Annotated in this window: 19 protein-coding genes and 1 pseudogene; 14 read left to right on the forward strand and 6 right to left on the reverse strand. The window is 67.0% G+C overall.

Annotated features, from left to right (window positions below):
* Nucleotides 1–222 precede the first annotated feature (222 nt).
* Nucleotides 223–1,572, forward strand: coding sequence for a sigma-54-dependent response regulator transcription factor AlgB (gene algB / locus BGI51_RS06930; RefSeq protein ID WP_187980698.1), 1,350 nt, complete (start codon nt 223–225; stop codon nt 1,570–1,572).
* The gene (locus BGI51_RS06935) at nt 1,569–3,359 is read left to right on the forward strand and encodes an ATP-binding protein (protein WP_133860283.1); all 1,791 of its coding nucleotides are present in this window, start codon (nt 1,569–1,571) and stop codon (nt 3,357–3,359) included. The genes algB and BGI51_RS06935 overlap by 4 nt, the downstream gene beginning before the upstream one ends.
* 357 nt (nt 3,360–3,716) lie before the next feature.
* On the opposite strand, the gene BGI51_RS06940 is transcribed toward BGI51_RS06935, so the two are convergent.
* From BGI51_RS06940 to BGI51_RS06950, 3 genes are read right to left on the reverse strand one after another with little or no spacing between them, the layout of a single operon-like run.
* Complete coding sequence (locus BGI51_RS06940; protein WP_187980699.1) at nt 3,717–5,189, reverse strand: FGGY family carbohydrate kinase; 1,473 nt, start codon at nt 5,187–5,189, stop codon at nt 3,717–3,719.
* 40 nt (nt 5,190–5,229) lie between these two features.
* Complete coding sequence (locus tag BGI51_RS06945; protein WP_187980700.1) at nt 5,230–6,186, reverse strand: transketolase family protein; 957 nt, start codon at nt 6,184–6,186, stop codon at nt 5,230–5,232.
* On the reverse strand, nt 6,176–7,012 hold the full coding sequence (locus BGI51_RS06950; RefSeq protein ID WP_133860280.1) for a transketolase: 837 nt from the start codon (nt 7,010–7,012) through the stop codon (nt 6,176–6,178). Before BGI51_RS06950 ends, BGI51_RS06945 begins: the two co-directional genes overlap by 11 nt.
* Before the next feature lie 337 nt (nt 7,013–7,349).
* Here BGI51_RS06950 and BGI51_RS06955 point away from each other — a divergent pair, with 337 nt between their 5' ends.
* The 7 genes and pseudogenes from BGI51_RS06955 (at nt 7,350) to BGI51_RS06985 (ending at nt 15,403) form a co-directional block, all read left to right on the forward strand.
* Complete coding sequence (locus BGI51_RS06955; protein ID WP_133860279.1) at nt 7,350–8,345, forward strand: ABC transporter permease; 996 nt, start codon at nt 7,350–7,352, stop codon at nt 8,343–8,345.
* A 56-nt stretch (nt 8,346–8,401) separates the two neighbouring features.
* The gene (locus BGI51_RS06960; RefSeq protein WP_027597270.1) at nt 8,402–9,334 is read left to right on the forward strand and encodes a sugar ABC transporter substrate-binding protein; all 933 of its coding nucleotides are present in this window, start codon (nt 8,402–8,404) and stop codon (nt 9,332–9,334) included.
* Nucleotides 9,335–9,435: 101 nt separating this feature from the next.
* Nucleotides 9,436–10,940: pseudogene (locus BGI51_RS06965) on the forward strand (sugar ABC transporter ATP-binding protein).
* 14 nt (nt 10,941–10,954) lie between these two features.
* The gene (locus tag BGI51_RS06970) at nt 10,955–11,719 is read left to right on the forward strand and encodes an SDR family oxidoreductase (RefSeq protein WP_187980701.1); all 765 of its coding nucleotides are present in this window, start codon (nt 10,955–10,957) and stop codon (nt 11,717–11,719) included.
* Nucleotides 11,720–11,772: 53 nt separating this feature from the next.
* Nucleotides 11,773–12,573 (forward strand): SDR family oxidoreductase, encoded by an 801-nt coding sequence (locus BGI51_RS06975; protein WP_187980702.1) that lies wholly within the window; start codon nt 11,773–11,775, stop codon nt 12,571–12,573.
* Nucleotides 12,574–12,894: 321 nt separating this feature from the next.
* Complete coding sequence (locus BGI51_RS06980; RefSeq protein ID WP_027600541.1) at nt 12,895–13,845, forward strand: sugar-binding transcriptional regulator; 951 nt, start codon at nt 12,895–12,897, stop codon at nt 13,843–13,845.
* Nucleotides 13,846–13,984: 139 nt separating this feature from the next.
* Nucleotides 13,985–15,403 (forward strand): MFS transporter, encoded by a 1,419-nt coding sequence (locus BGI51_RS06985; RefSeq protein WP_187980703.1) that lies wholly within the window; start codon nt 13,985–13,987, stop codon nt 15,401–15,403.
* Between the two features lie 12 nt (nt 15,404–15,415).
* Here BGI51_RS06985 and BGI51_RS06990 read toward each other — a convergent pair whose 3' ends face one another.
* Complete coding sequence (locus BGI51_RS06990) at nt 15,416–17,047, reverse strand: methyl-accepting chemotaxis protein (protein WP_187980704.1); 1,632 nt, start codon at nt 17,045–17,047, stop codon at nt 15,416–15,418.
* A gap of 94 nt (nt 17,048–17,141) precedes the next feature.
* Nucleotides 17,142–20,612, reverse strand: a complete 3,471-nt coding sequence (locus BGI51_RS06995) for an acyl-[ACP]--phospholipid O-acyltransferase (protein WP_187980705.1) — start codon at nt 20,610–20,612, stop codon at nt 17,142–17,144.
* A 268-nt stretch (nt 20,613–20,880) separates the two neighbouring features.
* On the opposite strand from BGI51_RS06995, the gene BGI51_RS07000 reads away from it, so the two are divergent.
* Nucleotides 20,881–21,090 carry a cold-shock protein gene (locus BGI51_RS07000; RefSeq protein ID WP_007160189.1) on the forward strand — a complete coding sequence of 70 codons (210 nt, stop codon included), beginning with the start codon at nt 20,881–20,883 and terminating at the stop codon, nt 21,088–21,090.
* A gap of 414 nt (nt 21,091–21,504) precedes the next feature.
* Here BGI51_RS07000 and pap read toward each other — a convergent pair whose 3' ends face one another.
* Nucleotides 21,505–22,989 carry a polyphosphate:AMP phosphotransferase gene (gene pap / locus BGI51_RS07005; protein WP_187980706.1) on the reverse strand — a complete coding sequence of 495 codons (1,485 nt, stop codon included), beginning with the start codon at nt 22,987–22,989 and terminating at the stop codon, nt 21,505–21,507.
* 196 nt (nt 22,990–23,185) lie between these two features.
* Between pap and BGI51_RS07010 the strand changes: the two genes are divergently transcribed.
* From BGI51_RS07010 to BGI51_RS07025, 4 genes are all read left to right on the forward strand, one after another.
* Nucleotides 23,186–24,151, forward strand: a complete 966-nt coding sequence (locus BGI51_RS07010) for a CHAD domain-containing protein (RefSeq protein ID WP_187980707.1) — start codon at nt 23,186–23,188, stop codon at nt 24,149–24,151.
* A gap of 75 nt (nt 24,152–24,226) precedes the next feature.
* The gene (locus tag BGI51_RS07015; RefSeq protein ID WP_059313049.1) at nt 24,227–24,490 is read left to right on the forward strand and encodes a PepSY domain-containing protein; all 264 of its coding nucleotides are present in this window, start codon (nt 24,227–24,229) and stop codon (nt 24,488–24,490) included.
* 111 nt (nt 24,491–24,601) lie between these two features.
* Entirely contained in the window at nt 24,602–25,441 is an 840-nt protein-coding gene (locus tag BGI51_RS07020; protein ID WP_187980708.1) for an STAS domain-containing protein, read from the forward strand.
* Nucleotides 25,442–25,451: 10 nt separating this feature from the next.
* Complete coding sequence (locus tag BGI51_RS07025; RefSeq protein WP_133860268.1) at nt 25,452–25,877, forward strand: STAS domain-containing protein; 426 nt, start codon at nt 25,452–25,454, stop codon at nt 25,875–25,877.
* The last annotated feature ends 2 nt before the right edge of the window (nt 25,878–25,879 follow it).

Raw genomic sequence — 25,879 nt, forward strand, 5'->3', positions numbered from 1 at the left:
CAGGCGCAACGGCAAATGACCGGATAAAAGTCTTCCCGGGCACCGGGAAAACCGTCTTTTCCCCGTTTTCGCCCCTCCGGGTTGCGATCTGCACGATGCTCGCAGAGGGACGGTCGATAGCCCGATGATCCTGCGGATTGCAACTTGCACGATGTATCATGGACTAACTGCCAGCCCTGTCCTTTAGCGCGTTTCGGCCCTTTGGCCTGGAGTTTTGCCGTCATGGAACAAACCAGCGGTCGCATCCTGCTCGTGGACGACGAAGCCGCCATCCTGCGTACCTTCCGCTTCTGTCTGGAAGACGCCGGCTACAGCGTCGCCACGGCCAACAGCGCGGCCCAGGCCGAAGCCCTGCTGCTACGTCAGGTCTACGACCTCTGCTTTCTCGATCTGCGCCTGGGCGCGGACAACGGTCTGGACGTCCTGCAGCAGATGCGCATCCAGGCGCCCTGGATGCGGGTGGTGATCGTTACCGCCCACTCGGCCATCGACACCGCGGTGGACGCCATGCAGGCCGGCGCCGCCGACTATCTGGTGAAACCCTGCAGTCCCGACCAGTTGCGCATGGCCGCGGCCAAGCAGCTGGAGTTCCGCCAGCTCTCGGCGCGCCTGGAGGCGCTCGAAGGCGAGGTGCGCAAATCCAGCGCCGGTCTCGATTCGCGCAGTCCGACGATGATGAGCATCCTGGAGACCGCCCGGCAGGTCGCCACCACCGATGCCAACGTGCTGATCCTCGGCGAGTCCGGTTCCGGCAAGGGCGAACTGGCTCGCGCCATCCACGCCTGGAGTCGCCGCGCGAAAAAGACCTTCGTCACCATCAACTGCCCCTCGCTGTCCGCCGATCTGATGGAAAGCGAGATGTTCGGCCATACCCGCGGCGCCTTTACCGGGGCCAGCGAGAGCACCCTCGGTCGCGTCAGCCAGGCCGACGGCGGCACCCTCTTCCTCGACGAGATCGGCGACTTCCCCCTGGCCCTGCAGCCCAAGCTGCTGCGCTTCATCCAGGACAAGGAATACGAACGCGTCGGCGATCCGGTGACCCGCCGCGCCGACGTGCGCATCCTCGCCGCCACCAACCGCAACCTGGAACAGATGGTGGCGGAAAACGAATTCCGCGAAGACCTGCTCTATCGCCTCAACGTCATCGTGCTCAACCTGCCGCCGTTGCGCGAGCGCAAGGAAGACATCGTCGATCTCGCCGAGCGTTTCCTCGCCCGCTTCGTCAAGGACTACAACAGACCCGCCCACGGCTTCAGCGAGGCGGCCCTGGACGCCCTGCGCAACTACGGCTGGCCGGGCAACGTCCGCGAGCTGCGCAACGTCATCGAACGCGCGAGCATCATCTGCGGCCAGGACCTGGTGGACGTCAATCACCTGGGCCTGGGTGACAGCCCGGCCACCGGCGGCGCCGCCAGCGCACCGCGGGTCGGCGAGGCGCTGAGCCTGGAGGCCCTGGAGCGCGCACACATCGCCGCGGTGATGGCCACCAGCGAAACCCTCGACCAGGCTGCCAAGACCCTGGGCATCGACGCCTCCACGCTCTATCGAAAACGCAAGCAGTACGGGCTATGAAGCTGCCGATCAAGTTGCACACCCGCCTCTTTCTCAGCATCTCCGCCCTGATCGCCGTAGCCCTCATCGGGCTGCTGGTCGGCCTGGTCAGCGTGCTGCACCTGGCCCGCGAGCAGAGCGTCCAGACCCGCAGCAACCTGGACTTCATCAACCTGACGCTGAACATGCGCCAGGAGCTGAGCAACAGCCTGTTCCAGATGCTCGACGGGGCACCCGATCCGCAGTCACTGGTGGCGGCCCAGCAGCGTTTCCAGGAGTACCTGCAACGGGTCGAGGGCCAGATGCGCAATCCCGAGCAGCTGGCCATCCTGGAAGACGTCAAGCAGCGCTACCAGCGCTTCGCCGACTACCTGCGCTCACCGCCGGCGGGCTATGGCGAGTTGCGCGCCGATCGCGGCTTCCAGCAAACCCTCAATGCGCTGCGCACGCGCATCTACGACCTGCAGCGCAGCTACGTGGTGACCCTGGAGCGCATGCAGGACGAGGCCCATGACCGCGCGGTGATCATCGCCCTGCTGCTGGCGCTGATCGGCGTGGCCATCCTGGTCACCGGGGTGGTGACCGCCAACGGCATCGCCCGGCGCTTCACCGGACCCATCGATGGCCTGGCCAAGGCCGCCGAGCGCATCAGCCAGGGCAACTTCGACGTCCAGCTGCCGACCTCGCAGATCGCCGAATTCACCCTGCTCAGCCGCCGCTTCGGCAACATGGCCCAGGCCCTGCACCGCCTCAGCCAGACCAATGTCGAGGCGCTGGTGGCCGGGCAGCGGCGCCTGCAGGCGGTGCTCGACAGCATCGACTACGGCCTGGTGATCCTCGATCCCCAGGGCAACATCGAACACGCCAATCCGGTGGCCTGCCGCCAGCTGGGCTGGAACGAGAATCACCTGGGTGAATCCCTGATCGCGGCGCTGGAACGTCCGGAAATCGAGGCCAGCGTGCAGCGCGTCCTGGCCGGCGGTGCCCTGGATGCGGCGCCCGAAGACCTGGAGATCCGCGTCGACGACGAGGTGCGGCTGCTGGCCTGGAGTCTGACCCCGGTCAACCACGCCGACGGCCGCAGCGTGGGCGCGCTGATGGTGCTGCGCGATGTCACCGAGCAGCGCGCCTTCGATCGGGTGCGCAACGAATTCGTCCTGCGCGCCTCCCACGAATTGCGCACCCCGGTCACCGGCATGCACATGGCCTTCGGTCTGTTGCGCGAACGCCTCAAGGTGGCGCCGGAATCCCGCGAGGCCTTTCTGCTGCAGACGGTGGACGAGGAAACCCATCGCCTGGTGCAGCTGATCAACGACCTGCTGGACTATTCCCGTCACCAGAGCGGTCTGCAGCGTCCGGAAAAATTGCCGAGCGAGATTGGCGATCTGCTGGAGGCGGCCCGTGCCCGCCACGCCGACGAGGCCCGCGAGCGCGATGTCGAGCTGGCCGTCGAGTTGCTGCACACGCCGCTGCCACGCGTCAGCCTGGACCCCAAGCAACTGGGCCGGGTGTTCGACAACCTGCTGAGCAATGCCCTGCGCCATACCCCGGCGGGCGGCCGTATCGTCATCCAGGCCATGCGCCAGAACGAGCAGCTGCTGATGGCGGTGCAGGACAATGGCGAGGGCATCGCCTACGCCCAGCAGGGCCGGGTGTTCGAGCCCTTCGTACAGATCGGCAGCCAGAAGGGCGGCGCCGGTCTGGGCCTGGCCCTGTGCAAGGAAATCATCCGCCAGCACGGGGGGCGCATCGGCGTCGTCTCCCGCCCCGGTCAGGGCACCCAGATCTTCATGACCCTGCCGACCTGAGCCAGGTCGGCCTCCGCCCACGAGTAGGGTCGCGCCAGTCGGCCCGATCCTGCCAGGACGGATGAAAACGAACGCCCGCTCGGACAGCCCCCTGTCCCTCGGGGAGAGGGTTGGGGTGAGGGCAACAGCCCATCACGACGTCACAGTGGAAAAGGCTGCGCCGTTTTCCACGCTACGGAGCCCAGTGGAATCGCGGCCATGGGCCGCTCCTACAGGTACGTATGCCATTGTAGGAGCGGCCCATGGCCGCGATCAGCAAAACATCAGAACATCAGAACATCAGAACATCAGAATCCTGCCGGATCGGTCGCATCGGCGCACCGCCATGGCCGCGATGAAGACCGTTGCCCTTCTCGTTTACCGCAGCGTCCGCTCCAGCGCCTGGCGCCAGCCGGCATAGAGTTCGGGCACGGCATTGGCGCGGGGTTCGTAACGGCGGCGGGGCCGTTCGAGATCGGCCAGGGCCGCGGCGTCCTGCCACCAGCCCAGGGCGTGGCCGGCCAGGTGGGCGGCGCCCAGCGCCGAGACCTCCGGCGACAGGCTGCAGATCACCGGGCGCTGCAGGAGATCGGCCTGGAATTGCAGCAGCCATTCGTTGCGCGTGGCGCCGCCATCCACCCAGAGTTCGTCCAGGGGCGTCGGACTGTCCTGCTGCATGGCGTCGAAGACGTCGCGAATCTGGTAGGCGATGGCTTCCAGGGCCGCGCGCATCAGGTGCGCCCGCCCGCAATTCTCCGCCAGGCCGCAGAACAGTCCGCGCGCCTCGGCCCGCCAGTGCGGCGCACCGAGGCCACCCAACGCCGGGACGAAGTAGACGCCGCCGTTGTCCGGCAGCGCCGCGGCTTCGGCGGCCAGGGCCTCCAGCTCTCCGGCGCCGCCCAGCAGCCGCGCCGTCCAGCCCACGGCGGCGCCGGTGTGGACGATGTTGCCTTCCAGGGCAAAGGTCGGGGTCTCGCCCAGGCGCCAGGCCAGGGTGGTGGCCAGGCCATGGGCGGAGACCACGGGTTCGGCGATGGGGGTCATCAGCGAGGAGCCGGTACCCAGGGTGGCCTTGACCTTGCCCGGGACGAAACCGCCCTGGCCGAACAGCGCCGCATGGGAATCGCCGATCATCGCCAGGATCGGCAGACCGGCCGGCAGCGGGCCCTGGGCACGGGTCTCGCCGAAGCAGCCGGCACTGGAGCGGATCTCCGGCAGCGCCGCCCGGGGAATGCCGAACAGACCCAGCAGCTGCGGATCCCAGTCACCACCGCGCAGGTCGAGCAACTGGGTACGGGCCGCATTGGCCGCGTCGATGAGAAAGCTCGTGCCACCGCTGAGTTGCCAAAGCAGCCAGCTGTCCACGGTGCCCAGGCAGATCTCGCCGGCGGCGGCGCGGGCCGTGCCGTCGGGAATCTGATCGAGCAGCCAGCGCCACTTGCCGGCGGAAAACATCGGGTCCAGCGCCAGGCCACTGCGCTGCAGGATCAACTCGCCGTGACCGGCGGCGTGCAAGGCTTCGCACTGCGGCTGGGATCTCTTGCACTGCCAGCTCACCAGCGGGCCGAGCAACTGGCCGCTGCTGCGCTCCCAGGCCAGGGCGGATTCACGCTGGTTGCTGATGGCGATGGCCGCCAGGGGGGCGTCCGTCTGGGCCAGGCAATCGCCGATGGCGCCCTGCAGGGCCTGCCAGATGGCCAGGGGATCCTGCTCGGCATAGCCCGCCTGCGGATGCTGGACGGTGAGCGGCCGAGAACCGCGGGCCACGACCCGACCGGCGCGATCCACCAGGATCGCCTTGGCATTGGTGGTGCCCTCGTCGAGGGCGAGGATCAGCGGTTCGGCGGCCATGGCAGCTCCTGTTGTTCTTGTCGTGGCAGACGCCTGAGCCTCAGCGCAGGCGCTGCACCGCAGCAACGATGCCGGCGGCATCGATACCATGCTTGGCGCGGGTCGGCCCGCGGCCACCGGCGGCAGCATACTCGCCATCGGCGATGCCAAGGCGGATCAGCGGCACGCCCAGCGCGGCTTCGGCCATGACCTCGGCGACCAGGCTGCCCACCCCGCCGTTGACGTTGTGCTCTTCCACCGTGACCACCCCGCCGCGAGCGGCGCAAAGGGCTTCCAGCAGCGCCTCGCGCTGCAGCGGACGGATTGACGACAGATTGATCACCTGGGCGCTGATGCCCTGCTCGGCCAGCGACCGCGCGGCCTCCACTGCCTCGTGGACCACCGAGCCCAGGGCCACCAGGCTGACGTCGTGACCCTGGCGCAGCACATCGACCTGACCGGGGACGAAACGGTAGTCGGACCCATGCAGATCGGGCAGCGCCTTGCCGTCCAGGCGGATATAGACCGGACCGTCATGGGCCAGGGCGTGCTCGACGATCTGCCGGCACTCGCGGCCATCGGCCGGCGCATAGATCTCCACGTTACCGAAGCCGCGCATCACGGCGATGTCGTCGAGGCTGTGGTGGGTACTGGCCAGGGGACCATAGCTGGCCCCGGCGTTGAGCCCGAACATCTTGACGTTGGACCTGTTGTAGCAGACGTCCACCTTGACCTGTTCGTTGGCGCGGGAGATCAGAAAGGGCGCGGCGTTGCAGGTCACCGCCACCTTGCCGGCGAGGCCCAGGCCGGCGGCCACCCCGACCAGGGTCTGTTCGGCGATGCCGACGTTGACCAGGCGCTCCGGGAAGCGTTTGACGAAGGGGCCGATCTTGGCCGTGGAGGTGGAGTCGCTGACCACCGGCACCAGGTCGACGCCGGCGTCCACCGCGGCGATGAAGGCCTCGACCATGACGCTGGCGAGATGGGCTTCACCTGGGGTCTGGGTATCAGTGGCCATGGTCGAGTTCCTCCAGTGCAGCGGCGATCTCGTCGCCCTTGGGCACCCGGTGGTGCCATTCAGGTTTGCCTTCGATGAAGGAAACCCCCTTGCCTTTGACGGTATTGGCGATCAGCACCTGGGGCTGGCCGCGGTGTTCGCGCAGGGCTTCCAGGGTCTCCACCAGCTGGGCCACGTCGTTGCCATCGCACTCGACCACATGGAAGCCGAAGGCGCGCCACTTCTCGGCCAGGGGCTCCAGCGGCAGGATCTCGGCGGTGGGACCGGCCAGTTGCAGGCGGTTGTGGTCGACGATCACCGTGAGGTTGTCCAGCCGGTACTTGGCGGCGGTCAGCGCCGACTCCCAGTTGGAGCCCTCGCCCAGTTCGCCGTCACCGGTCAGCACATAGACGCGGCGCGGACTGCCATCTCGTTGGGCGGCCAGGGCGATCCCGGTGGCGACCGGCAGGCCGTGGCCGAGGGCGCCGGTGTTGAGCTCGATGCCAGGGGTCTTCTGCCGCACCGGATGACCCGGCAGGTGGGAGTCGAAATGCTGGTAGGTGTCGAGCCATTCCGGCGGAAAGTAGCCGGCCTCGGCCAGGCAGCAGTAGAGGCCGCCGACGCCATGGCCCTTGCTCTGGATGTAGATGTCGCGCTGGGGATCGGCGAGGCGTTCCGGGGCGACGTCGAGCAGGCGGAAATAGAGGGTGGCGAGGATGTCGGTCTCCGACAGATCCGCCCCGGTATGGCCGCCGGCAGGCGAGCCGGCATTGAGCTGGATGACGCGCCGGCGGATCAGCCGGGCCTTTTCGCGAATCTGCGCGACGTCGTACTGGAACGGATTCATCAGGCGACCCCCTCGGGTATCCGAAGCTGCGATGGAGCAGACGCCTGCCGAGGTTTCAGTGGGCGTCTTATGAATATTTATTCGTCACTGAAAATATATTTATCATTTAGACCCCAATCCGCAGGGCCGTCAATAGCCAGGAAAGGCCATTGGCGATCTGGCGAACGGATAGAATGCGTGGCGGGATGCGGGATTGCCGAAGCCATCGCGTTTGGCAGGCAGCGATGAAAAGGCGCTTGACTTCCATCCGGAACAGGCGGAGTCTGAATTAAAAATCAGGCACGCATAAATATTCAGGCGAGCCGGACACAAGAACAATAACCCCTAGGAGAAGTGTGTGGACGCCAAAGCCCCGACCGCCTCGCCACCCGCCAAGCCCCTCGCTCGCCTGGCACTGCGCCTGCCGCGCAACGTCGGCGGCCCGCTGATCGGGCTGGCGCTGCTGATCGCCGTGTTCTCCTTTGCCTCGGAGTACTTCTTCTCCGTGCGCAACGCCCTCAACATCCTCGATCAGGTAACCGTGCTCGGCATCCTGGCCATCGGCATGACCCTGGTCATCGTCATCGGCGGCATCGACCTGTCGGTGGGTTCGGTGCTGGCCTTCTCCATGATGCTGCTGGGCTGGCTCTACCAGGACATCGGCTGGTCGCTGGGCCTGGCGATTCCTGCCGCCATCCTCGGTGGCCTGGTCTGCGGCCTGGTCTCGGGGCTGCTCATCGCCCGGGCTCGGCTGCCCGCCTTCATCGCCACCCTGACCATGATGTCGGTGGCCCGCGGCCTGGCCAACATCCTCACCGACGGGCGCCAGATCGTCGGCTTTCCGGACTGGTTCACCAACCTGGCCACGGTGCGGCACTTCGGCTTCCTCTCGGTCACCGTCGGGCTGTTCCTGCTGATGCTGCTGGTGGCCTGGGTGTTCCTGCGCTTTCGCGCCGGTGGCCGCAACCTCTATGCCATGGGCGGCAGCGCCGAGGTGGCACGGTTGTCGGGCATCAAGGTGCGCACCATCACCATCTGGATCTATGCCCTGAGTGGCGCCCTGGCGGGCCTGGCCGCGGTGGCCATGGCGGCGCGCCTGGATTCGTCCCAGCCCAGCGCCGGCCTGTCCATGGAGCTGGATGCCATCGCCGCGGTGGTGATCGGCGGCGCCAGCCTCAGCGGCGGCGTCGGCAGCGTCGGTGGCACCCTGGTCGGGGTGCTGATCATCGGCGTGCTGCGCAACGGCCTGAATCTGCTGGGGGTCTCGCCCTTCGTGCAGCAGGTGGTCATCGGCATCGTCATCGCCCTGGCCGTCACCCTGGACACCCTGCGTCGCCGTAACGGGCAGCGCTAGGTCAGATCTGCTTCGTCTCGTCACCGCAGTACAACAATAACAACGGAGTGCCATCCATGCTGACCCCCAAGAAGCTGTTGCTCAGTACCCTGTTCGCCGCCATCACCTGCACCGGCGCCCTCAATGCCCAGGCCAAGGAACTCACCGTGGGCCTGGCCGTGGCCAACCTGCAGGCCGACTTCTTCAATCAGATCAAGCAGGCTGTCGAGGCCGAAGGCAAGGCCAAGGGCATCAAGGTGATCACCGTGGACGCCCAGGGCAACTCGGCGACCCAGGTCAACCAGATCCAGGACCTGATCACCCGCCAGGTCGACGCCCTGATCTACATCCCGGCCGGCGCCACCGCCGCCGGTGTCCCGGTCAAGGCGGCCAAGGCCGCCGGCATCCCGGTGGTGGCGGTGGACCGCAACGCCCCCGACGCCCCGGGTGACACCTTCATCGCCAGCGACAGCGTCGCCGCCGCCCGCACCCTGGCCGAATACGTCGGCAAGGTCACCAACGGCAAGGGCCGCGTCGCCATCCTCCAGGGCCAGATCGGCACCACGCCGGAAAACGATCGCGCCAAGGGCTTTGCCGAAGGCCTGGCCAAGTTTCCCGAGCTGAAGGTGGTCGCCCAGCAGCCCGCCGAGTGGGCCCAGGACAAGGGCTTCGCCGTGGCCCAGGACATGCTCCAGCGCGATCCCAACATCAGCGTATTCTTCGGCCGGGCCGACGCCATGGCCCTGGGTGCCGCCCAGGCGGTCAAGGTCGCCAACCTCGACCATCCGGTGACCATCGTCGGCTTCGACGGCGACGTGGCCGGCCTCAAGGCCGTGGCCGCCGGCACCCTGTCCGCCACCATGACCCAGCAGACCCGCAAGATGGGACGCATGGCCCTGGAATCGGCGGTGGCGCTCAAGGAAGGCAAGCAGGTACCCAAGGAGCAGCTGCAGGAGGCGATCCTGACCACCAAGGATAATGTCGCCCCCTTCATCGAGAACCATCCGTAACGGATCGTCTGGCCAGCGGCGGGTAACGGCCGCCGCCTCCCGCCCCTTATCCAGGTGCCTCCCGAGGGAGGCACAGCTTCTGCTCCCCCTTCGGAGGCCCCATGTCCGCCGTCATGCCCCTGGAACAGCCCGCCGCTCTCAGCCTGAGAAACATCGGCAAGAAATACGCCGGCATCGAGGTGCTGGCCGGGGTGGACGTCGACATCCAGCCGGGTGAGGTCCTGGCCCTGCTCGGCGAGAACGGCGCCGGCAAGTCCACGCTGTCGTCGATCATCGCCGGCCTGGTACCCCCGAGGCCGGTGGGCGCATGACCTGGCTGGGTCGCGACTACGTCCCGGATTCCCCCGGCGCCGCGCTGGCCGCCGGCATCGGCCTGATCCACCAAGAGATCCGCCTGCTGCCGGAGCTGACCATCGCCGAAAACATGTTCGTCGGCCGCCTGCCCATGCACGGCGGGCGCATCGATCGCGCCTTCATGGCAACCGAGGCCCAGCGCCAGCTGGATCGCCTGGGCCTGAAGGTACCCGCCACACGCACCGTGGCCGGCCTCAGCGTGGCTGCCCAGCAACTGGTGGAGATCGCCAAGGCGCTGACCCTCAAGGCACGCCTGCTGATCCTCGACGAGCCCACCGCGGCCCTGGGTGGAGAAGAAACCGAGTTGCTGTTCGCCCAGGTCGAGCGGCTCAAGGCCGAGGGCGTGTCCTTCATCTATATCAGCCATCGCCTGGAAGAGATCGCGCGCATCGCCGACCGGGTGCTGGTCTTGCGCGACGGGCGCCAGATCGCCCTGCACGCCACCGCCCAGGTGCCGGTGCGGCAACTGGTGGAAGAGATGGTCGGGCGCAGCGTGGAACGCATCTTCCCGACCATGGCCGCGCCCGGTACGCAGGAGGTGCTGCGGGTCAAGGATCTCAGCTGCCGCGAGATGCCGCTCAAGCACATCGATTTCGCGGTGCGCGCCGGCGAGGTGTTCGGCGTGGCCGGGGTGGTCGGCGCCGGCCGTACCGAACTGGTCCGCGCCATCGCCGGCGCGGCCGAACAGGTCACCGGCACCCTGGTGCTGGAAGGCCGGATCTGCCGCTTCGCCAGCCCGTGCGAAGCCATCCAGGCCGGCATCGTGCTGGTGCCCGAGGATCGCAAGCAGCAGGGCGTGGTGGTCGACCACGCCATCGAGGAAAACCTCATCTATGGCAACACCGATCTGCTCGCCGCCGGTGGCTGGGTGTCGCCCGGCAAGCTGCGCGCCTTCGCCCGCAAGGCGGTGGCGCGGCTCGGCGTGAAGGGCCAGCCGGAGCAGGCCATCGCCGCCCTCTCGGGTGGCAACCAGCAGAAGGTGATCATCGCCAAGTGGCTGGCGCGCAATCCCAAGGTCTTCATCCTCGACGAACCCACCCGCGGCATCGACGTCGGCGCCCGCGCCGCCATCTACCAGGTGATCGCCGAACTGGCGGCCACCGGCATGGCGGTGATCGTGGTCAGCTCGGACCTCGACGAGGTCCTCGGCCTGTCGCACCGGGTCATGGTGATGAGCCGTGGCCAGCAGATGGGCATTCTCGAACGCGAACAGGCCACTCCGGTGGCCGTGATGGAATTGGCTACCGCCTGACTAGGAGTTTTCCCATGCGTCTCTTCGATCTCGGCGGCCAGACCGCCTTCGTCACCGGTGCCGGCAGCGGCATCGGCCAGGCCATCGCCATCGGTCTCGCCGAGGCCGGGGCCCAGGTGGCCTGCTTCGACCTGCCCGGCAGTCGCGACCTGGCCGGTACCGTCGAGCGTATCCAGGCCCACGGCCGCCGTGCCCTGGCCCTGGAAGGCTCGGTGACCAGCGCCGCCGACCTGGAAGCCGCCGTGGCCCGTACCGAGGCCGAGCTCGGCCCGCTGAGTCTCGCCGTCAACAGCGCCGGCATCGCCAACGCCCAGCCGGCCGAGGAACTGGAACTGGAGCGCTGGCAGCGCATGCTCGACATCAACCTCACTGGGGTGATGCTCAGCTGCCAGGCGCAGGCGCGGGTGATGCTGCCGCGCGGCAAGGGAGCCATCGTCAACATCGCCTCCATGTCCGGCAGCATCGTCAACCGTGGCCTGCTGCAGGCCCACTACAACACCTCCAAGGCCGGCGTCATCCACCTGACCAAGAGCCTGGCGATGGAGTGGGCCGAGCGCGGCATCCGGGTCAACTGCATCAGCCCCGGCTACACCGCCACCCCGATGAACACCCGTCCCGAGGTGGCCGACCAGGTCAAGATCTTCGAGCAGACCACCCCGCTGGGCCGCATGGCCGAGGTGGAGGAAATGGTCGGCCCGGCGATTTTCCTCTGCAGCCCGGCGGCGTCCTTCTGCACCGGCGTCGATCTGATCGTCGATGGTGGTTTCGTCTGCTGGTAACAACCGCTGGCGATCACGCGCGCCGGATCGCCAACCGCCCTAGGAGGTTTCACGTGGAACGTCGCTTCGCTGGTCAAACCGTGGTCATCACCGGCGGTTGCCGCGGCATCGGTGAGGGTATCGCCGAGCGCTTCGGTCGTGAGGGCGCCAACCTGGTGCTGGTCTCCAACGCCGAGCGGGTGCACGACACCGCTGCGCGGCTGGCCACCGAGACCGGTGCCGAGGTGCTGCCGCTGGTGGTGGACATCACCGACGAGGCGGCGGTGGCCGACCTCTATGCCCAGGCCGAGGCCCGCTTCGGTCGCATCGACGTCTCGGTGCAGAACGCCGGGATCATCACCATCGACGCCTTCGACCGCATGCCGCGCGAGGACTTCGATCGCATCCTGCAGGTCAACACCACCGGCGTCTGGCTGTGCTGCCGCGAGGCGGCCAAGCGCATGGTCGCCGCCGGGCGTGGCGGACGCCTGATCAACACCAGCTCCGGCCAGGGTCGCCAGGGCTTCATCTACACGCCGCACTATGCGGCGAGCAAGATGGGCGTCATCGGCATCACCCAGAGTCTGGCCCACGAACTGGCGCGCCATGGCATCACGGTCAACGCCTTCTGCCCGGGCATCATCGAAAGCGAGATGTGGGACTACAACGACCGGGTCTGGGGCGAGATCCTTTCCACCCCGGAAAAGCGCTATGGCCAGGGCGAACTGATGACCGAGTGGGTCGGCAACATTCCCATGAAGCGCGCCGGCACCCCCGCCGACGTGGCCGGCCTGGTGGCCTTCCTCGCCTCGGCGGACGCCGCCTACATCACCGGCCAGGCGATCAACGTGGACGGTGGCCTGATCATGTCCTGAGAAGCTGCTCATAGGCGGCTACGCGTCGGCCAAACGGCGTTGAAAGCCCTTCGGAATGCTCATTTACCACTCGTAAACTCCGCTTCCTCAGGACTTTTCGCCTTGCCTGACGCTAGCTCGCACGCTGACGAGCAGCCTCGGGCAAGGACGCCTGGCCGCAAAAGCCTTGGCGTCCGACGGGAAGCTGGGGGAAAATAGCTGGAAAATGCGCCTTTCTAACAGGTACGTGCCTGCTTTTCGGTGGTTCGTCGCGGCCAGGGGACTTCCCGGTCCGGGCTGGCGGCCGCGAGCGCGGCGTATCCGCTGGTACCGGGAATCTGGATGAGTAACCTCGAAGAACAACGCCTGCTGACCAAGATCGCCTCCCTCTACTACGAAGAGGGACTCAAGCAGTCGCAGATCTCCGAACAGCTCGACCTGTCGCAATCCTTCGTCAGCCGCGCCCTGAGCCGAGCGCTCAAGGAAGGCATCGTGCGCATCTCGGTGCAGCGCCCGCGCAACTTCCATCTGGAACTGGAGCGTCAGCTGCAGCAACGCTACGGCATCCGCCAGGCCATCGTGGTGGAACCCACCGGCGACGACGAAGAGGCCATCAAGCAGGCCATCGGCTCGGCGGCCGCCCACTACCTGGAAACCAGCGTCACCGAGAAGGACCACATCGGCATCTCCTCCTGGAGCTCCACCATCCGCGCCATGGTCGGCCACATGCACCGGGGCAGCAGTCGCCAGGGCGCGACCGAGGTGGTGCAGCTGCTCGGCGGGGTCGGCAACAAGGGCGCCTTCGAGGCCACCCTGCTGACCCAGCAACTGGCCAATCTGCTGGGTTGCCCGGCCTATCTGCTGCCGTCCCAGAGCATCGAGCAGTCACCGGAAAGTCGCCAGCGCATCCTGCAGCTGGACGAGGTGCGCGAGGTGACCGAACGCTTCGCCCGGCTCACCGTGGCGCTGGTCGGCATCGGCGAACTGGAGCCGTCGCAGCTGCTGCGCAACAGCGGCAACTACCATGGCGAGGCCATGCTGGAGGTACTCGCCGCCCGCGGCGCGGTGGGCGACATCTGCCTGAGGTACTTCGATGCCCAGGGCCGGCCGGTGCTGGACGACAGCGAAGAGACGGTGGTCGCGGTGGATCTGCCGCAACTGCTGAAGATCGACCGCGTGGTGGGTCTGGCCGGCGGCCTGCGCAAGGTCAACGCCATTCGCGGCGCGCTACAGGGTGGTTATCTGGATGTCCTGGTGGTCGATCTGCGCACCGCTCTGGCGCTGGTTCCCTGATCGACGCAAGCCGCTGCCAGAAACCGGCTCGAAAACGCGATTTCCTGCCAAACCGTACGTTGCACTTGGAAATCTTTGGCAGCATTCGGCACGGGCTGATCCGTAAGCTGTAGGACGACTGTTCTCTGGATAGCGTCCCATGACCTCTGCGTCTTCGGCTTCGGCCACTGCCCTGCCCCCCTCCCAGCGCGCCGCCGCCCTGTCGGCGCGTCTCGATCGCCTGCCAGCCACCCGCAGCCTGTGGCGCCTGGTGGCGCTGCTGTCCATCGGCGGCTTCTTCGAACTCTACGACCTGTTCCAGACCGCCTACATCAGCCCCGGTCTGTTGCGCGATGGCGTCTTCCAGACCGGCGCGGCCGGGGTGTTCGGCGTCTCCGACCAGGCCGCCTTCGCCGCGGCCACCTTTCTCGGCCTGTTCGTCGGCGCCAGCCTGCTCAGCCCCATCGCCGACCGCTTCGGCCGCCGGGCGATCTTTACCTGGGCGCTGGTCGGCTACACCCTGGCGACCCTGGCCATGGGCCTGCAGACCACCGCCCTGGGGCTGATCGTCCTGCGATTCGTGGTGGGCATCGGCCTGGGCCTGGAGCTGGTGACCATCGACGCCTATCTGTCGGAACTGGTGCCCAAGGCCATGCGCACCTCGGCGTTCGCCTTCGCCTTCGCCCTCCAGTTCCTCTCGGTGCCGGCGGTGGCGTTGCTGTCCTGGTGGCTGGTGCCCCAGGCGCCGCTGGGGATCTCCGGCTGGCGCTGGGTGGTGCTGTCCAGTGCCGTCTTCGCCCTGTTCATCTGGTGGCTGCGCCAGCGCCTGCCCGAATCACCGCGCTGGCTGGCCCAGCAGGGCCGGCTGGACGAGGCCGAACAGGGCGTGGAGCGCCTGGAAGCCGCCTGCCAGGCCGACCGCGGCCAGCCGCTGCCGCCGCCGGCGGCAGTGGTGGAAGAACCTGCGGTAAGCGCGCGCTTCGCGGCGTTGTGGCAACCACCCTATCGGCGCCGGGTGATCATGCTGATCGTCTTCAACCTGTTCCAGGCCATCGGCTTCTTCGGCTTCGGCAACTGGCTGCCGGCGCTGCTCTCCGGCCAGGGCGTGAGCCTGACCCACAGCCTGGGCTATGCCTTCGTCATCACCCTCGCCTATCCGCTGGGGCCGCTGCTGTTCGTGCGCATCGCCAATCGCTTCGAGAACAAGTGGCAGATCGTCGGCTCCGCCCTGGGGACGGTGGGCTTCGGCAGCCTGTTCGCCCTGCAGCAGGGCGCCCTCGGTCTGATCCTCTGTGGCATCGGCATCACCTTCTGCAACGCCTGGCTGACCTTCGCCTTCCACTCCTACCAGGCCGAGCTGTTTCCCACCGCCATCCGCGCCCGGGCGGTGGGCTTCTGCTATTCCTTCAGTCGGCTGTCCACGGTGTTCAGCAGCCTGCTGATCGGCACCCTGCTGGAGCGCCTGGGCACTCCGGGCGTGCTCGCCTTCATCGTCGCCAGCATGCTGATCGTGGTGCTGACCATCGGCCTGTTCGGCCCGCGCACCCGCAACCGGGCGCTGGAGGCCATCGCCCGCTGAAGGATTCCGCGTTCAGAGCCGGAATTGCCGCACCGCACCGCTCAGGTCACCGGCCAGGCGCGCCAGGTCGGTGCTGGCGGCGGCGGTCTGCCCGGCCCCGGCGGCGTTCTGGGTGGACAGGTCGCGAATGCTGGTGAGGTTGCGATCCACCTCGCGGGCCACCTGGGCCTGCTCCTCGGTGGCGGCGGAGATGCTCAGGTTGCGCTCGGTGATCTGCCCGATGTGGCGACCGATCTCGGCCAGGGCCTCGCCGGCGGCCGCGGCCACCTGCAGGCAGACACCAGCCTGCTGATTGCTGGTGGCCATGGCGTCCACCGCCTTGCCGGCGCCGCCCTGGATGGCGCCGATCATGTCTTCGATCTCGCCGGTGGACTGCTGGGTACGGGCCGCCAGGGCGCGCACCTCATCGGCCACCACGGCAAAGCCGCGACCCGCCTCACCGGCACGCGCGGCTTCGATGGCGGCGTTGAGCGCCAGCAGATTGGTCTGCTCGGCGATGCCGCGGATGACGTCGAGCACCCCGCTGATGCGTTGCACCTGGGCGGCCAGGCCGTCGATCTCGCCACTGCTGGAGGTCACGGCGCCATGCAGGGCGTGGATGGTGGTGAGGGTCTCCTCGACCCGGCGCTGACCGAGGTCGGCCGAGGTGCGCGAATCCTGGGCGGCGGCGCTGGCGGCGGCGGCGTTGCGCGCGACCTCCTCCACCGCGGCGGTCATCTGGTTGACGGCGGTGGCCGCCTGGGCCAGTTCGTCATTCTGCCGCTGAATGCCGCGCAGCCCGGTATCGGTGACCGTCGACAGCTCTTCGGAGGTGGATGCCAGGGTGGTGGACGACAGGGTCAGCCGCTCCAGGGTGCCGCGCAGGTTGTCCTGCATCCGCGCCATGGCCGCCAGCAACCGGCCGGGTTCGTCGCGCCCGTCCGGCTCGACGGTCCGGCTGAGGTCGTTGGCGGCGATGCGCTCGGCCACCGCCAAGGCCTTTTCCAGCGGCCCGGTGAGGCTGCGGGTAAAGCGCCAGGCCAGCAGCAGGGTACCGGCCAGGGCCGCCACCATCACCGCCACGGTGATGGCGATGGCGTTGTGGTAGCTGGCCATGGAAGCAGCGGCCAGCCGCGTGACCTTGCCGTCGACCACCCCGGCGAGTTCATTGACGGTAGCGCTCAGGGCATTGCCACTGTGGGCCATCTCGCCGTCCTGCCCGGCCAGCTTGAGCAGCTCGGCGTCGTTCTGGTCGTCCAGCGCCTTGAGATAGCGATTCTGGTTGTTCAGGTAGGTGGCCAGCTGGCCGGTCATCCGGGTGTAGACCTCCCGCCCGGTGTCGGTGAGCAACAGGGCGTCGAACTGGCGCACATGCTGTTCCAGGCTGGCCTTGGCCGCCTCGATGGCCTTGTGCACCGCCTGGGTCTCGGCGTTGGAGCTGGCCAGCATCAGGCCCTGGTTGTGCATGCGCAGACTCAGCAGATCGGCGCGGATCTCGCCGATGGTCTGGACGCTGGGGATGACATTGCCGACGATCTGCTCCTCGCCCTCCTTGATGACGCGATTCTGGCCCAGGGAAAACAGCCCGAGGCCGATCACCAGCAGGGCGAAGAAACCAAAGGCAACCAGGGCCCGCGGGGCGATGTTGAGGGAGCGTAGCTTCACCGGGAAGACCTCGAAAAAATGATTAGCCCCCTCATGATCGGCCAAACGGCGCCAGGCTTTAGGGTTCGCTGGCGCCGGATGAATGTTTTATCGCCTAGGCCTCCCCCGCCTCGCTCAAGCGCGTCTGCGCCAGCCGTTTCGCGCCGGCCACGTCGGCCTTGCCGGTCCCCAGTTTCGGCAGGCTATCCACCGCCAGCCAGGCCGAAGGCAGCAGCAGTCCGCTCACCCCCTGGGCCAGCAGGGTCTTTTCCATCGCCGCGCCGTCCAGGGTGCCGGTATGTAGCACCACGATGCGCTCGCCCTTCCTGGGATCCGGCAGATTGACCGCCTGCAGCTCGATCTCCGGATCGGCCACCGCCTTGGCCAGGGCCTGCTCCACGGCGCCCAGGCTGACCATCTCGCCGCCGATCTTGGCGAAGCGCGAATAGCGGTCGACGATGGTGAGAAAGCCGTCCTCGTCCAGCCGACCCTGGTCGCCGGTCACGTACCAGCGCTCGCCGTCGATCTCGCGGATCGCCTTGGCGGTGCGCTCGGGATCGTTCAGGTAGCCCTGCATCAGTTGCGGCCCGCCGATCAGCACCATGCCGGCCTCGCCGGTGGGCAATTCGGCAAGGGTCTGGGGGTCGACGATCTTGAAGCCGGTCCCCGGCAGCGGCATGCCCACGGTGCCGAGCTTGCCGCCGCGCTGCACCTGCAGGTAGCTCATGTCCAGGGCATCGGGCAGGTTGACCGAGGCCACCGGCGCGGTCTCGGTGGCGCCGTAGCCCTCGTAGATGTCCTGGTTGAACTTGAGCTTGAAGGCCTCGCGCACCGCCGGATCCAGGCGCTCGGCACCGGCCACCACGATGCGCAGACTCTCCAGCATCAGCGGATGCACCTTGGTGTTGCGCACGAACAGCCGCAGGAAGGTCGAGGTGCCGCAGAGCACCGTGGCGCGGTGGGTCGCCACCGCCTTGGCGATGCCAGCCACGTCGGTGGGATCGGCCTGGCAGACCACCGGCACCCCCTCGATCAGCGGCAGGAACTGGGTCACGGTGAGGCCGAAGGCGTGGAACAGCGGCAGCGAGGCCATGAAGACGTCGTCGTCCTGGGTGTTGAGCACGTCCGAGGTCTGCTTGAGATTGGCCATGAGGTTGCTGTGGCTGAGCATCACCCCCTTGGGCGTGCCCTCGCTGCCACTGGAGAAGAGGATCGCGGCGGTGGCCTCGGGATCGTGGGCGCGACTCACCAGCACCTGCAGCATGGCGGTGGGCAACAGCCAGACCGCCAGCCAGTTGGCCAGTAGCTCGGCCTTGCCGATGCCGGCGCGCAACTCCTCCAGATCCACCACCTCGCGTCCGGCCAGCAACTCGTCCACCGGCAGGCCGCGCTTGCGCAGGCGGTCGAGGAAGCGCGTCGAGGTGTAGACGGTACGGATACCGGCCTGGTCCAGGCCGGATGCCAGCGCCTCGGGCGTGGCCGTGTAGTTGAGATTGACCAGGGTCTTGCCGGCCAGCAGCACCGCCATGTTGGCCAGCATGCCGCCGCTGCTGGTGGGCAGCAGCAGGCCGAGATTGGCCTCGGGCCGCTTGCGCATCCGCCGCGCCAGGCAGGCGGCGCCGGTAAGCGCCTGGGCGGCCTTGAGCGGAGCGCCCAGGTCGTCGATCAGCGCCAGGCCATTGGGCCGGCGCTTGACGCTGGCGACCCAGGCATCGGCCAGCGACGGCAGGCCCTGCATGTAGCGCTCCCAGGAGCGGATCGACAACTCGAAGATCCGCCGCTTGAGCACATCGGCCGGAGTGTCCTTGGGCAACGCCTTGCCGAAGGCCACCACCACCTCGCGGTGCAGCGGGCTGTCACGCAGCTCCTTGAGCTTGCTGGAAGAGCGCGAGAACTGGCTGCCCCAGAGGCCGCGCAGGTAGAAGGGCACGATCTGCACCTCGGGACCGACCCGCTCGCAGGCCTTTTCGTAGCCGCGGCGGAATTCGCCGAGCTGACCGGTGCGGCTGATCGCCCCCTCCGGAAACAGGCAGACCACCTCGCCGGCGCTCAGCAGCCCGGCCACCTGCTCCAGCGCCGCGCCGGCGCCGGTACCCTGGGCGATGGGCAGGCAGCCCATGGCCTTGAGGAAGGGCTTCAGGTACCAGCGCTCGTAGATGGCGCGCAGCATCACGAAGCGTACCGGGCGCGGACTGGCGATCTGCACCATGGCCCAGTCCACCCAGCTGATGTGATTGCCCAGCAGCAGCACCCCGCCCTGGGCCGGCAGGTTCTGCAGGCCCTGCACCTGGATGCGGTAGTGCCGGGTGACCATCAGGCCGAGCAGGAAACGCACCAGGCTCTGGGGCAGCTTCCACACCGTGTAGGCGCCGCCGATCAGCGCCACGGCGGCGATCAGCAGCAACAGCCAGCGACTGTCCAGACCGAGCAGGGCGATCACCGCGGTGAGCACCAGAAAGCTCAGCATGGCGACGTTCTGCACCCAGTTGTTGGCCGCCAGCACCGTACCGAGCTGATCCTCGCGGGCATGGAACTGGATCAGGGCGTTGAGCGGGACGATGAACAGCCCGCCCATCAGGCCGATGAAGATGAAGTTGAGCGCATGCACCCAGGCCGAACTGGGCGCCGGCAGCCACCACAGGCCGAGGGCGATGCCCAGGGCGCCCACCGGGATCAGCCCGGTCTCGATGCGCCCGCGGGAGGCCCGGCTGGCCAGCGCCGAGCCGATCGCGATGCCGATGCCGGCGCAGGCCAGGATGCCCTGCAACAGCAGCACGTTGTCGATGCCCAGATGATCCTTGGCATAGGCCGGAAAGCTCGCCAGCAGCACCTGGCCCACCGACCAGAACACCGCCAGGCCGATGATCGACAGGCGGATCACCGGATTCTCGCCGATCACCGCCAGGTTGCGTCGGGCGGTCTGCAGCCGCAGATAGGCATGCCAGTCGAAGGGCTCGCGCGGCCTGGGCTCTTCCAGCAGCGGCAGGCGATAGAGCAGCGCCACCTCGGCCAGGCTGCAGAGCACCAGCAGCCAGCCCAGCGGGGCAATGTCCTGCAGGATCGCATGGGGCGTGGCATGGCCCTCGCCCAGGTGCAGCTGGAAGAAGGCGGTGAAGACCACGGTGCCGGCCAGGATGGCGATGATGGAATTGGCCTGCACCAGGCCATTGCCCTCGGCCAGCCGCTGCTTGCCGAACAGCGCCTTGATGTAGCCGTACTTGGCCGGCGAATAGAAGGTCGCCTGGATGGCCAGCAGGAGCGTCATGGCGAAGGCCAGTTCGAACAGCCCGGCATAGTAGGCCAGGGTGATGCCCAGGGTGATGGCCACCGCCGCCCAGCCGCCAAGGCGCAGCACCCGGACCTTGGCGAAGCGATCGGCCACATGGCCGGAAGGACTGAACAGCAGGATGAAGGGCAACAGCATCATGCCGTTGACCAAGGCGGTCAGCACCACCTGAGTGGAACCGTCATAGACCTTGAACACGGTGTTCTGGATGACGATCTTGTGGCCAAGATCGACGAAGGCGTTGAGAAAGACGGCGATCAGGTAGGGCCAGGCCCCCTTGATCCGGTGCAGCTTGTCCATGCGGAGTCTCTTTCGAGCAGGGGAATCCGTAGCCTGAGTGAGACGCTCTGGCAGCGCAAGCAGCGCCATTGGTCAACAAATATGCGAATCAGGGCTATACAAGCTCGTGAAAGCGAGTATGGTGTGGGCACTGCTACTGCAATAGTTACTCGATACCTGCTTGATGTTGCTTCATTTTCATCTCCTGGCTCGTCTCACTCTCGCATTACAGTCCCGCTAGCGAATGTCTCGCTAACGTGGTTGTTCCCCCTACACCCTGGAGATACTCATGTCCAATCGTGAAAATGGCACCGTCAAGTGGTTCAACGATGAAAAAGGCTACGGCTTCATCACCCCGGAAAGCGGCGCCGACCTGTTCGTGCACTACCGCTCCATCGAAAGCGCCGGCTTCAAGAGCCTGAGCGAAGGCCAGAAGGTCACTTTCGTGGCTGTCAAAGGCCAGAAGGGTATGCAAGCTGACCAGGTTCAAGTCGTCTAACGACTGATCCGGTTGCAGAAAGGCCCCACTTAGGTGGGGCTTTTTCGTTTCTGGGATTTAATGTTTCAGCCGGCTTTACCGCGCTTCACGCCGCCTCTTCTCTTGGGCACCCCAAGATGCAGGCGCGCCCAACGCCCCTTCCAGCAGGGCGAACGCAATCGTTGCGTAAGGGGTCGAGCGGCATGGATGCCGCGAGAGTCGCGAGGGCCAGGGAAGGCCCTTCGCGGCGGGCCCCTGGAGCGACGATGGAGAGAACGGACCCCGGCGCAGCCAGGGCCGGATGGCGGGGCAAGCGTTTTTGGTTACTTTTGTCCGGGGCGCGCAGCCGCGACTGGCAAAAGTGACTCGCCCGAAGGGGCGAAACAAGGGGTGGCCGCAAACCTCGATAATCAGCCAATCAGCCCAGGCATTGGCTCAGCACTTGTCATACGCCCTTTCTAGCGCCTCGTTGAGCGTCCGCAATACCTTCACCCGCGCGAATCTCTTGTCGTTGGCCTCCACCAGCGTCCAGGGCGCGATGGCGGTGCTGGTCTGCACCACCATGTCGTTGACCGCCTGGCTGTAGAGGTCCCACTTGTCCCGGTTGCGCCAGTCGTCCTCGGTGATCTTGAATCGCTTGAAGGGCGTTTCCTCGCGGGCGCGGAAGCGCTCCAGCTGGGTGTCCTGGTCGATGGCCAGCCAGAACTTGGCCAGCACGAGGCCGGCGTCGTGGAGCTGTTCCTCGAAGTCGTTGATCTCGCCATAGGCACGCTGCCAGTCGGCGGCGGAGGTCAGCCCCTCGACCCGCTCCACCAGTACCCGGCCGTACCAGGAACGATCGAAGATGGTGAAATTGCCCTGCCGCGGGATATGCCGCCAGAAGCGCCAGAGATAGGGCTGGGCCAGTTCTTCGTCGCTGGGCGCGGCGACCGGGACGATGCGGTACTGTCGGGGATCCAGGGCACCCGTGACGCGGCGGATGGCGCTGCCCTTGCCAGCGGCATCATTGCCCTCGAAGGCCGCCACCAGGGCATGGCGGCGATACTTCTTGTCGCGCAGCCGCCGCGCCAGCCGGGCCTGCTCGGCGAGCAGCTGGTCGTCGTAATCGGCCTTGTCCAGGCGCTGACTCAGGTCCATGGCCTCCAGCACGCCGCGGCCATCGACCGGCGGCGGCAGCACCGCGGCGGCTTTGCGCTGCTTGCGCGGCTTGTTGGCCAAGGCGCGCTGCAGCGCCTTGAGCAGCACGGTGCCGACGGTCAGGCTGCGAAAGCGCTCGTCGAAACCGGGCACCACGTGCCAGGGGGCATAGTCCTGATGGGTTCGCCGCACCACGCGCTCGCCCTCCTTGACGAAGCGGTCGTAAACCTTGGCCTGGCGCCAGTCCAGCGGACTGAGCTTCCAGCCCAGGCGGGGATCGTTCTTGAGGTGCTTCAGGCGCTGCTTGAGCTGGGGCTTGGAGAGGTGGAACCAGAACTTGAGGATCAGCGCGCCTTCGTCGGCGAGCATGCGCTCGAAACGTTCCGCCTGGCCGATGGCGGCATCTAGCTCGACACGACTGAGTTCCTTGTTGACCCGGCCGTGCAGCATCTGGCTGTACCAGTTGCCAAAGAACACGCCGATCCGCCCCTTGCCCGGCAGGCGCTGCCAGTAGCGCCACGCCGGCGGATGCTGGCGTTCCTCGTGGCTGGGCTGCAGAAAGGTCTCGACACGGATCAGGCGCGGATCCATCCACTCGTTGAGCAGCTTGACGGTCTCGCCCTTGCCCGCCCCCTCGATGCCATTGATCAGCACGATCACCGGGAAGCGGCCTTGGGTCTTGAGTTCGTACTGGGCGGCCAGCAGCGCCTCGCGCAGCTTGGGCAGCTTGGCGTCGTAGGTGGCCTCGTCGAGCAGGTGTTCGTTTTCGGCGGCTTCGAACATCCGGATCTCCTTGCGCGGGTGGTCGGGCAACTATAGCCCTTCTGACCGACCCGGCGGCAGGCGGTGCCCGAGCCGACATCCATGACCGAAATATGACGATTAAATGAAATTTGGCATCTCCCGCTGTTGTAGCGGTCTTCCCACCGTTAGGCTCCCGCGCAGAGCGGGTCTGCAGTCCACCCATAAGGAGAGTTCGATGGCCTTTCGTTTCGATGCGCGGCAACCGGCTGACGAGGAAGTCCGCCGCGTGGTGACGGATCGTCTGGGACAGGCTGAGGCGTCCCTGTCCAGCGGTACCCCCAAGGGCGTGCACGAGACGCGCAAGCGCCTCAAGGAATTGCGCGCCCTCCTGCGGCTGCTGCACGGCGCCCTGGGCAAGCGCGCCTTCGCCAGTCGCAATCGGCGCCTGCGCGATCTCGGGCGCGAGCTGTCCTCGCTGCGTGACAGCGCCGCCCTGGTGGAAAGCTGGGACAAGCTGGGCGAGTCCGATCGCAAGAGATTCGCCTCGCCGGCCATGAAGCGCGTGCGCCAGCGCCTGCAGGAGCGCGCCGACCAGCAGATCGCCGCGGCCAGCGGCCATCCCGCGTTGCTCGAGGCGCTGACCGCCCTGCGTGAGGAGGTGGCCGGCTGGAAACTCGCCGGCAAGGGCTTCGCCCTCTTCGCCCGCGGCCTGGAAGACAACTACAAGGCCGGGCGCCAGGCGCTCAAGACCGCGCGCGACAAGCCCACCGACGATACCCTGCACGACTGGCGCAAGCGGGTGAAGGATCACTGGTATCACACCCAGTTGCTTGCCGCGGCCTGGCCGGCGGAGTTCAAGACGCGGCAGAAGAGCCTCAAGCGTCTTTCGGAATACCTGGGCGACGATCACGACCTAGCGGTGATGCAGCAGCTGTTGGTGGACGAGCCGACCCTGTTCGGCGCCAGCAACACCCGCCTGGCCATCGGCGAAAGCCTGGCCCAGCAGCGCGAGCGGTTGCAGGAGAAGGCCTTTTCCCTGGGCCTGCGCCTCTATCTGGACAAGCCCACGGCCCTTGCCGAGCGCTGGCGCGATCTCTGGCGCCTGGCCAGTCGCCCCTATGTGCCGCGCAAGGTCAAGGGTAGGCCCAAGTCGGCACCGGTCGGGCTGTTGCCGCACCTGGTCGAAGAATCGTCAGTCTAACGCCTGGGCCAGAGGGGATCTGTAGCGTCTGGTGGTGGTCCAACCCTGGGCATACCACCACGACGAGGTCTCGCGATGAAATCCAAGCTGCTCGCTTCCCTGTTTGCCTGTTCCGTCCTGGCCAGCACCGCGGCCCTGGCCGACCAGCCCGGTGCCGACTGGATGCCCATGAACGACGTCAAGTCCAAGCTCATGGAGCAGGGCTACACCTCGATCAGCAAGATCGAAGCCGATGACGGTCAGTGGGAAGGCGAAGGCATGAAGAAAGATGGTATGAAGTACGACTTCCATGCCGACGCCAAGACCGGCAAGATCACCAAGGAAAAGATGGACATGTGATCCCCCGGGGATCCGATCGCGCGGTCGGATCCCTCTCTGCACCTGCCTCTTCCCACGCTTTCCGCCCGGTCGGCCCGTCCTGAGCCGTCTTCTCGTCACCTAGGAACCTTCATGTACAGTACCGCTTTGGTCGAGCTGCTGCGCACCCATGAGCGGCCGCTGCTCGATGCCTGGATCGGCGCCCAGCGCGCGGCCGGCATGCGCATCGACCTGCTCGACGAAACCACCATCCTGGCCAATTCCGCCGAGTTGCTGCGGCGGATCACCGTGGCCGCCGCCCAGGGCCTGGGCAATCTGCGCGAGCCGCACTGGCAGCCGGTACGGGCGCTGCTGGAGCGCTTCTCCTTCGACCAGAGCCGTGCGGGCCTGACGCCCGCGCAGACGGCGACCTTCGTCTTCTCGCTCAAGGAACCGCTGTTCAAGCTGATCCAGAACGAGTGCGACGAGCCGCTCGCCGAGATCTGGGCCGCCACCCGGCTGATCGACGATCTCGGTCTGTACAGCATGGAAAGCTACATGAGCGGCCGCGAGACGGTGATCCGCGAGCAGCAGGAAAGCATGCTGGAACTGTCCACCCCGGTGGTGGAACTGTGGGATGGCATCCTCGCCATCCCGCTGATCGGGGCGCTGGACAGCAACCGCACCCAGGTGGTGATGGAGTCGCTGCTGGAAAAGATCGTCCAGACCGAATCGGACATCGCCATCATCGACATCACCGGCGTGCCCACGGTGGACACCATGGTCGCCCAGCACCTGCTCAAGACGGTGACCGCCGCCCGCCTGATGGGTGCCCAGTGCATCATCAGCGGCATCCGTCCGCAGATCGCCGCCACCATCGTCCACCTGGGCGTGGACCTGGGCGATGTGATCACCAAGGCGTCCCTGGCCGATGCATTCCGCCTGGCCCTGCGCCAGCAGGGCGTGCGCCTGGCCGCCCCGGTAAGGGTCTGAGGAACGCGCCATGATCGAGCGGATTCCGATCCTCAAGCTGGGCCCCTTCCTGCTGCTGAGCATCCAGGTCGACATGCACGACCAGCTGGCGCTGGACCTGCAGGAAGACCTCACTGAGCAGATCGTGCGGCACAAGGCCAAGGGCGTGCTCATCGACATCTCGGCGCTGGAAATCGTCGACTCCTTCATTGGCCGGATGCTGTCCCATATCGCCCAGGTCTCGCGCATCCTCGATGCCAAGGTGATCGTGGTCGGCATGCAACCGGCAGTCGCCATCACCCTGGTGGAGCTGGGGCTGTCGCTGGACGGCATCGCCACGGCGCTGAACATGGAAAAGGGCATGCGCCGACTGGAAGCCATGGTCGCCGCGGACGAATCGCTGGAGGAGTCAGAGGGTGGCGAAGACACAGACGCTTCCACTCCGCCAGGAGACTGACA

This window comes from Pseudomonas oryzihabitans (assembly GCF_014522265.1).
Taxonomy (GTDB): Bacteria; Pseudomonadota; Gammaproteobacteria; order Pseudomonadales; family Pseudomonadaceae; genus Chryseomonas; species Chryseomonas aestiva.

Bases quoted from the DNA above. Each gene is read 5' to 3' on its own strand.
- algB (WP_187980698.1), top strand. From the start codon at position 223: ATGGAACAAACCAGCGGTCGCATCCTGCTCGTGGACGACGAAGCCGCC.
- BGI51_RS06935 (WP_133860283.1), top strand. From the start codon at position 1,569: ATGAAGCTGCCGATCAAGTTGCACACCCGCCTCTTTCTCAGCATCTCC.
- BGI51_RS06940 (WP_187980699.1), bottom strand. From the start codon at position 5,189: ATGGCCGCCGAACCGCTGATCCTCGCCCTCGACGAGGGCACCACCAAT.
- BGI51_RS06945 (WP_187980700.1), bottom strand. From the start codon at position 6,186: ATGGCCACTGATACCCAGACCCCAGGTGAAGCCCATCTCGCCAGCGTC.
- BGI51_RS06950 (WP_133860280.1), bottom strand. From the start codon at position 7,012: ATGAATCCGTTCCAGTACGACGTCGCGCAGATTCGCGAAAAGGCCCGG.
- BGI51_RS06960 (WP_027597270.1), top strand. From the start codon at position 8,402: ATGCTGACCCCCAAGAAGCTGTTGCTCAGTACCCTGTTCGCCGCCATC.
- BGI51_RS06970 (WP_187980701.1), top strand. From the start codon at position 10,955: ATGCGTCTCTTCGATCTCGGCGGCCAGACCGCCTTCGTCACCGGTGCC.
- BGI51_RS06980 (WP_027600541.1), top strand. From the start codon at position 12,895: ATGAGTAACCTCGAAGAACAACGCCTGCTGACCAAGATCGCCTCCCTC.
- BGI51_RS06985 (WP_187980703.1), top strand. From the start codon at position 13,985: ATGACCTCTGCGTCTTCGGCTTCGGCCACTGCCCTGCCCCCCTCCCAG.
- BGI51_RS06995 (WP_187980705.1), bottom strand. From the start codon at position 20,612: ATGGACAAGCTGCACCGGATCAAGGGGGCCTGGCCCTACCTGATCGCC.
- BGI51_RS07000 (WP_007160189.1), top strand. From the start codon at position 20,881: ATGTCCAATCGTGAAAATGGCACCGTCAAGTGGTTCAACGATGAAAAA.
- pap (WP_187980706.1), bottom strand. From the start codon at position 22,989: ATGTTCGAAGCCGCCGAAAACGAACACCTGCTCGACGAGGCCACCTAC.
- BGI51_RS07010 (WP_187980707.1), top strand. From the start codon at position 23,186: ATGGCCTTTCGTTTCGATGCGCGGCAACCGGCTGACGAGGAAGTCCGC.
- BGI51_RS07015 (WP_059313049.1), top strand. From the start codon at position 24,227: ATGAAATCCAAGCTGCTCGCTTCCCTGTTTGCCTGTTCCGTCCTGGCC.
- BGI51_RS07020 (WP_187980708.1), top strand. From the start codon at position 24,602: ATGTACAGTACCGCTTTGGTCGAGCTGCTGCGCACCCATGAGCGGCCG.
- BGI51_RS07025 (WP_133860268.1), top strand. From the start codon at position 25,452: ATGATCGAGCGGATTCCGATCCTCAAGCTGGGCCCCTTCCTGCTGCTG.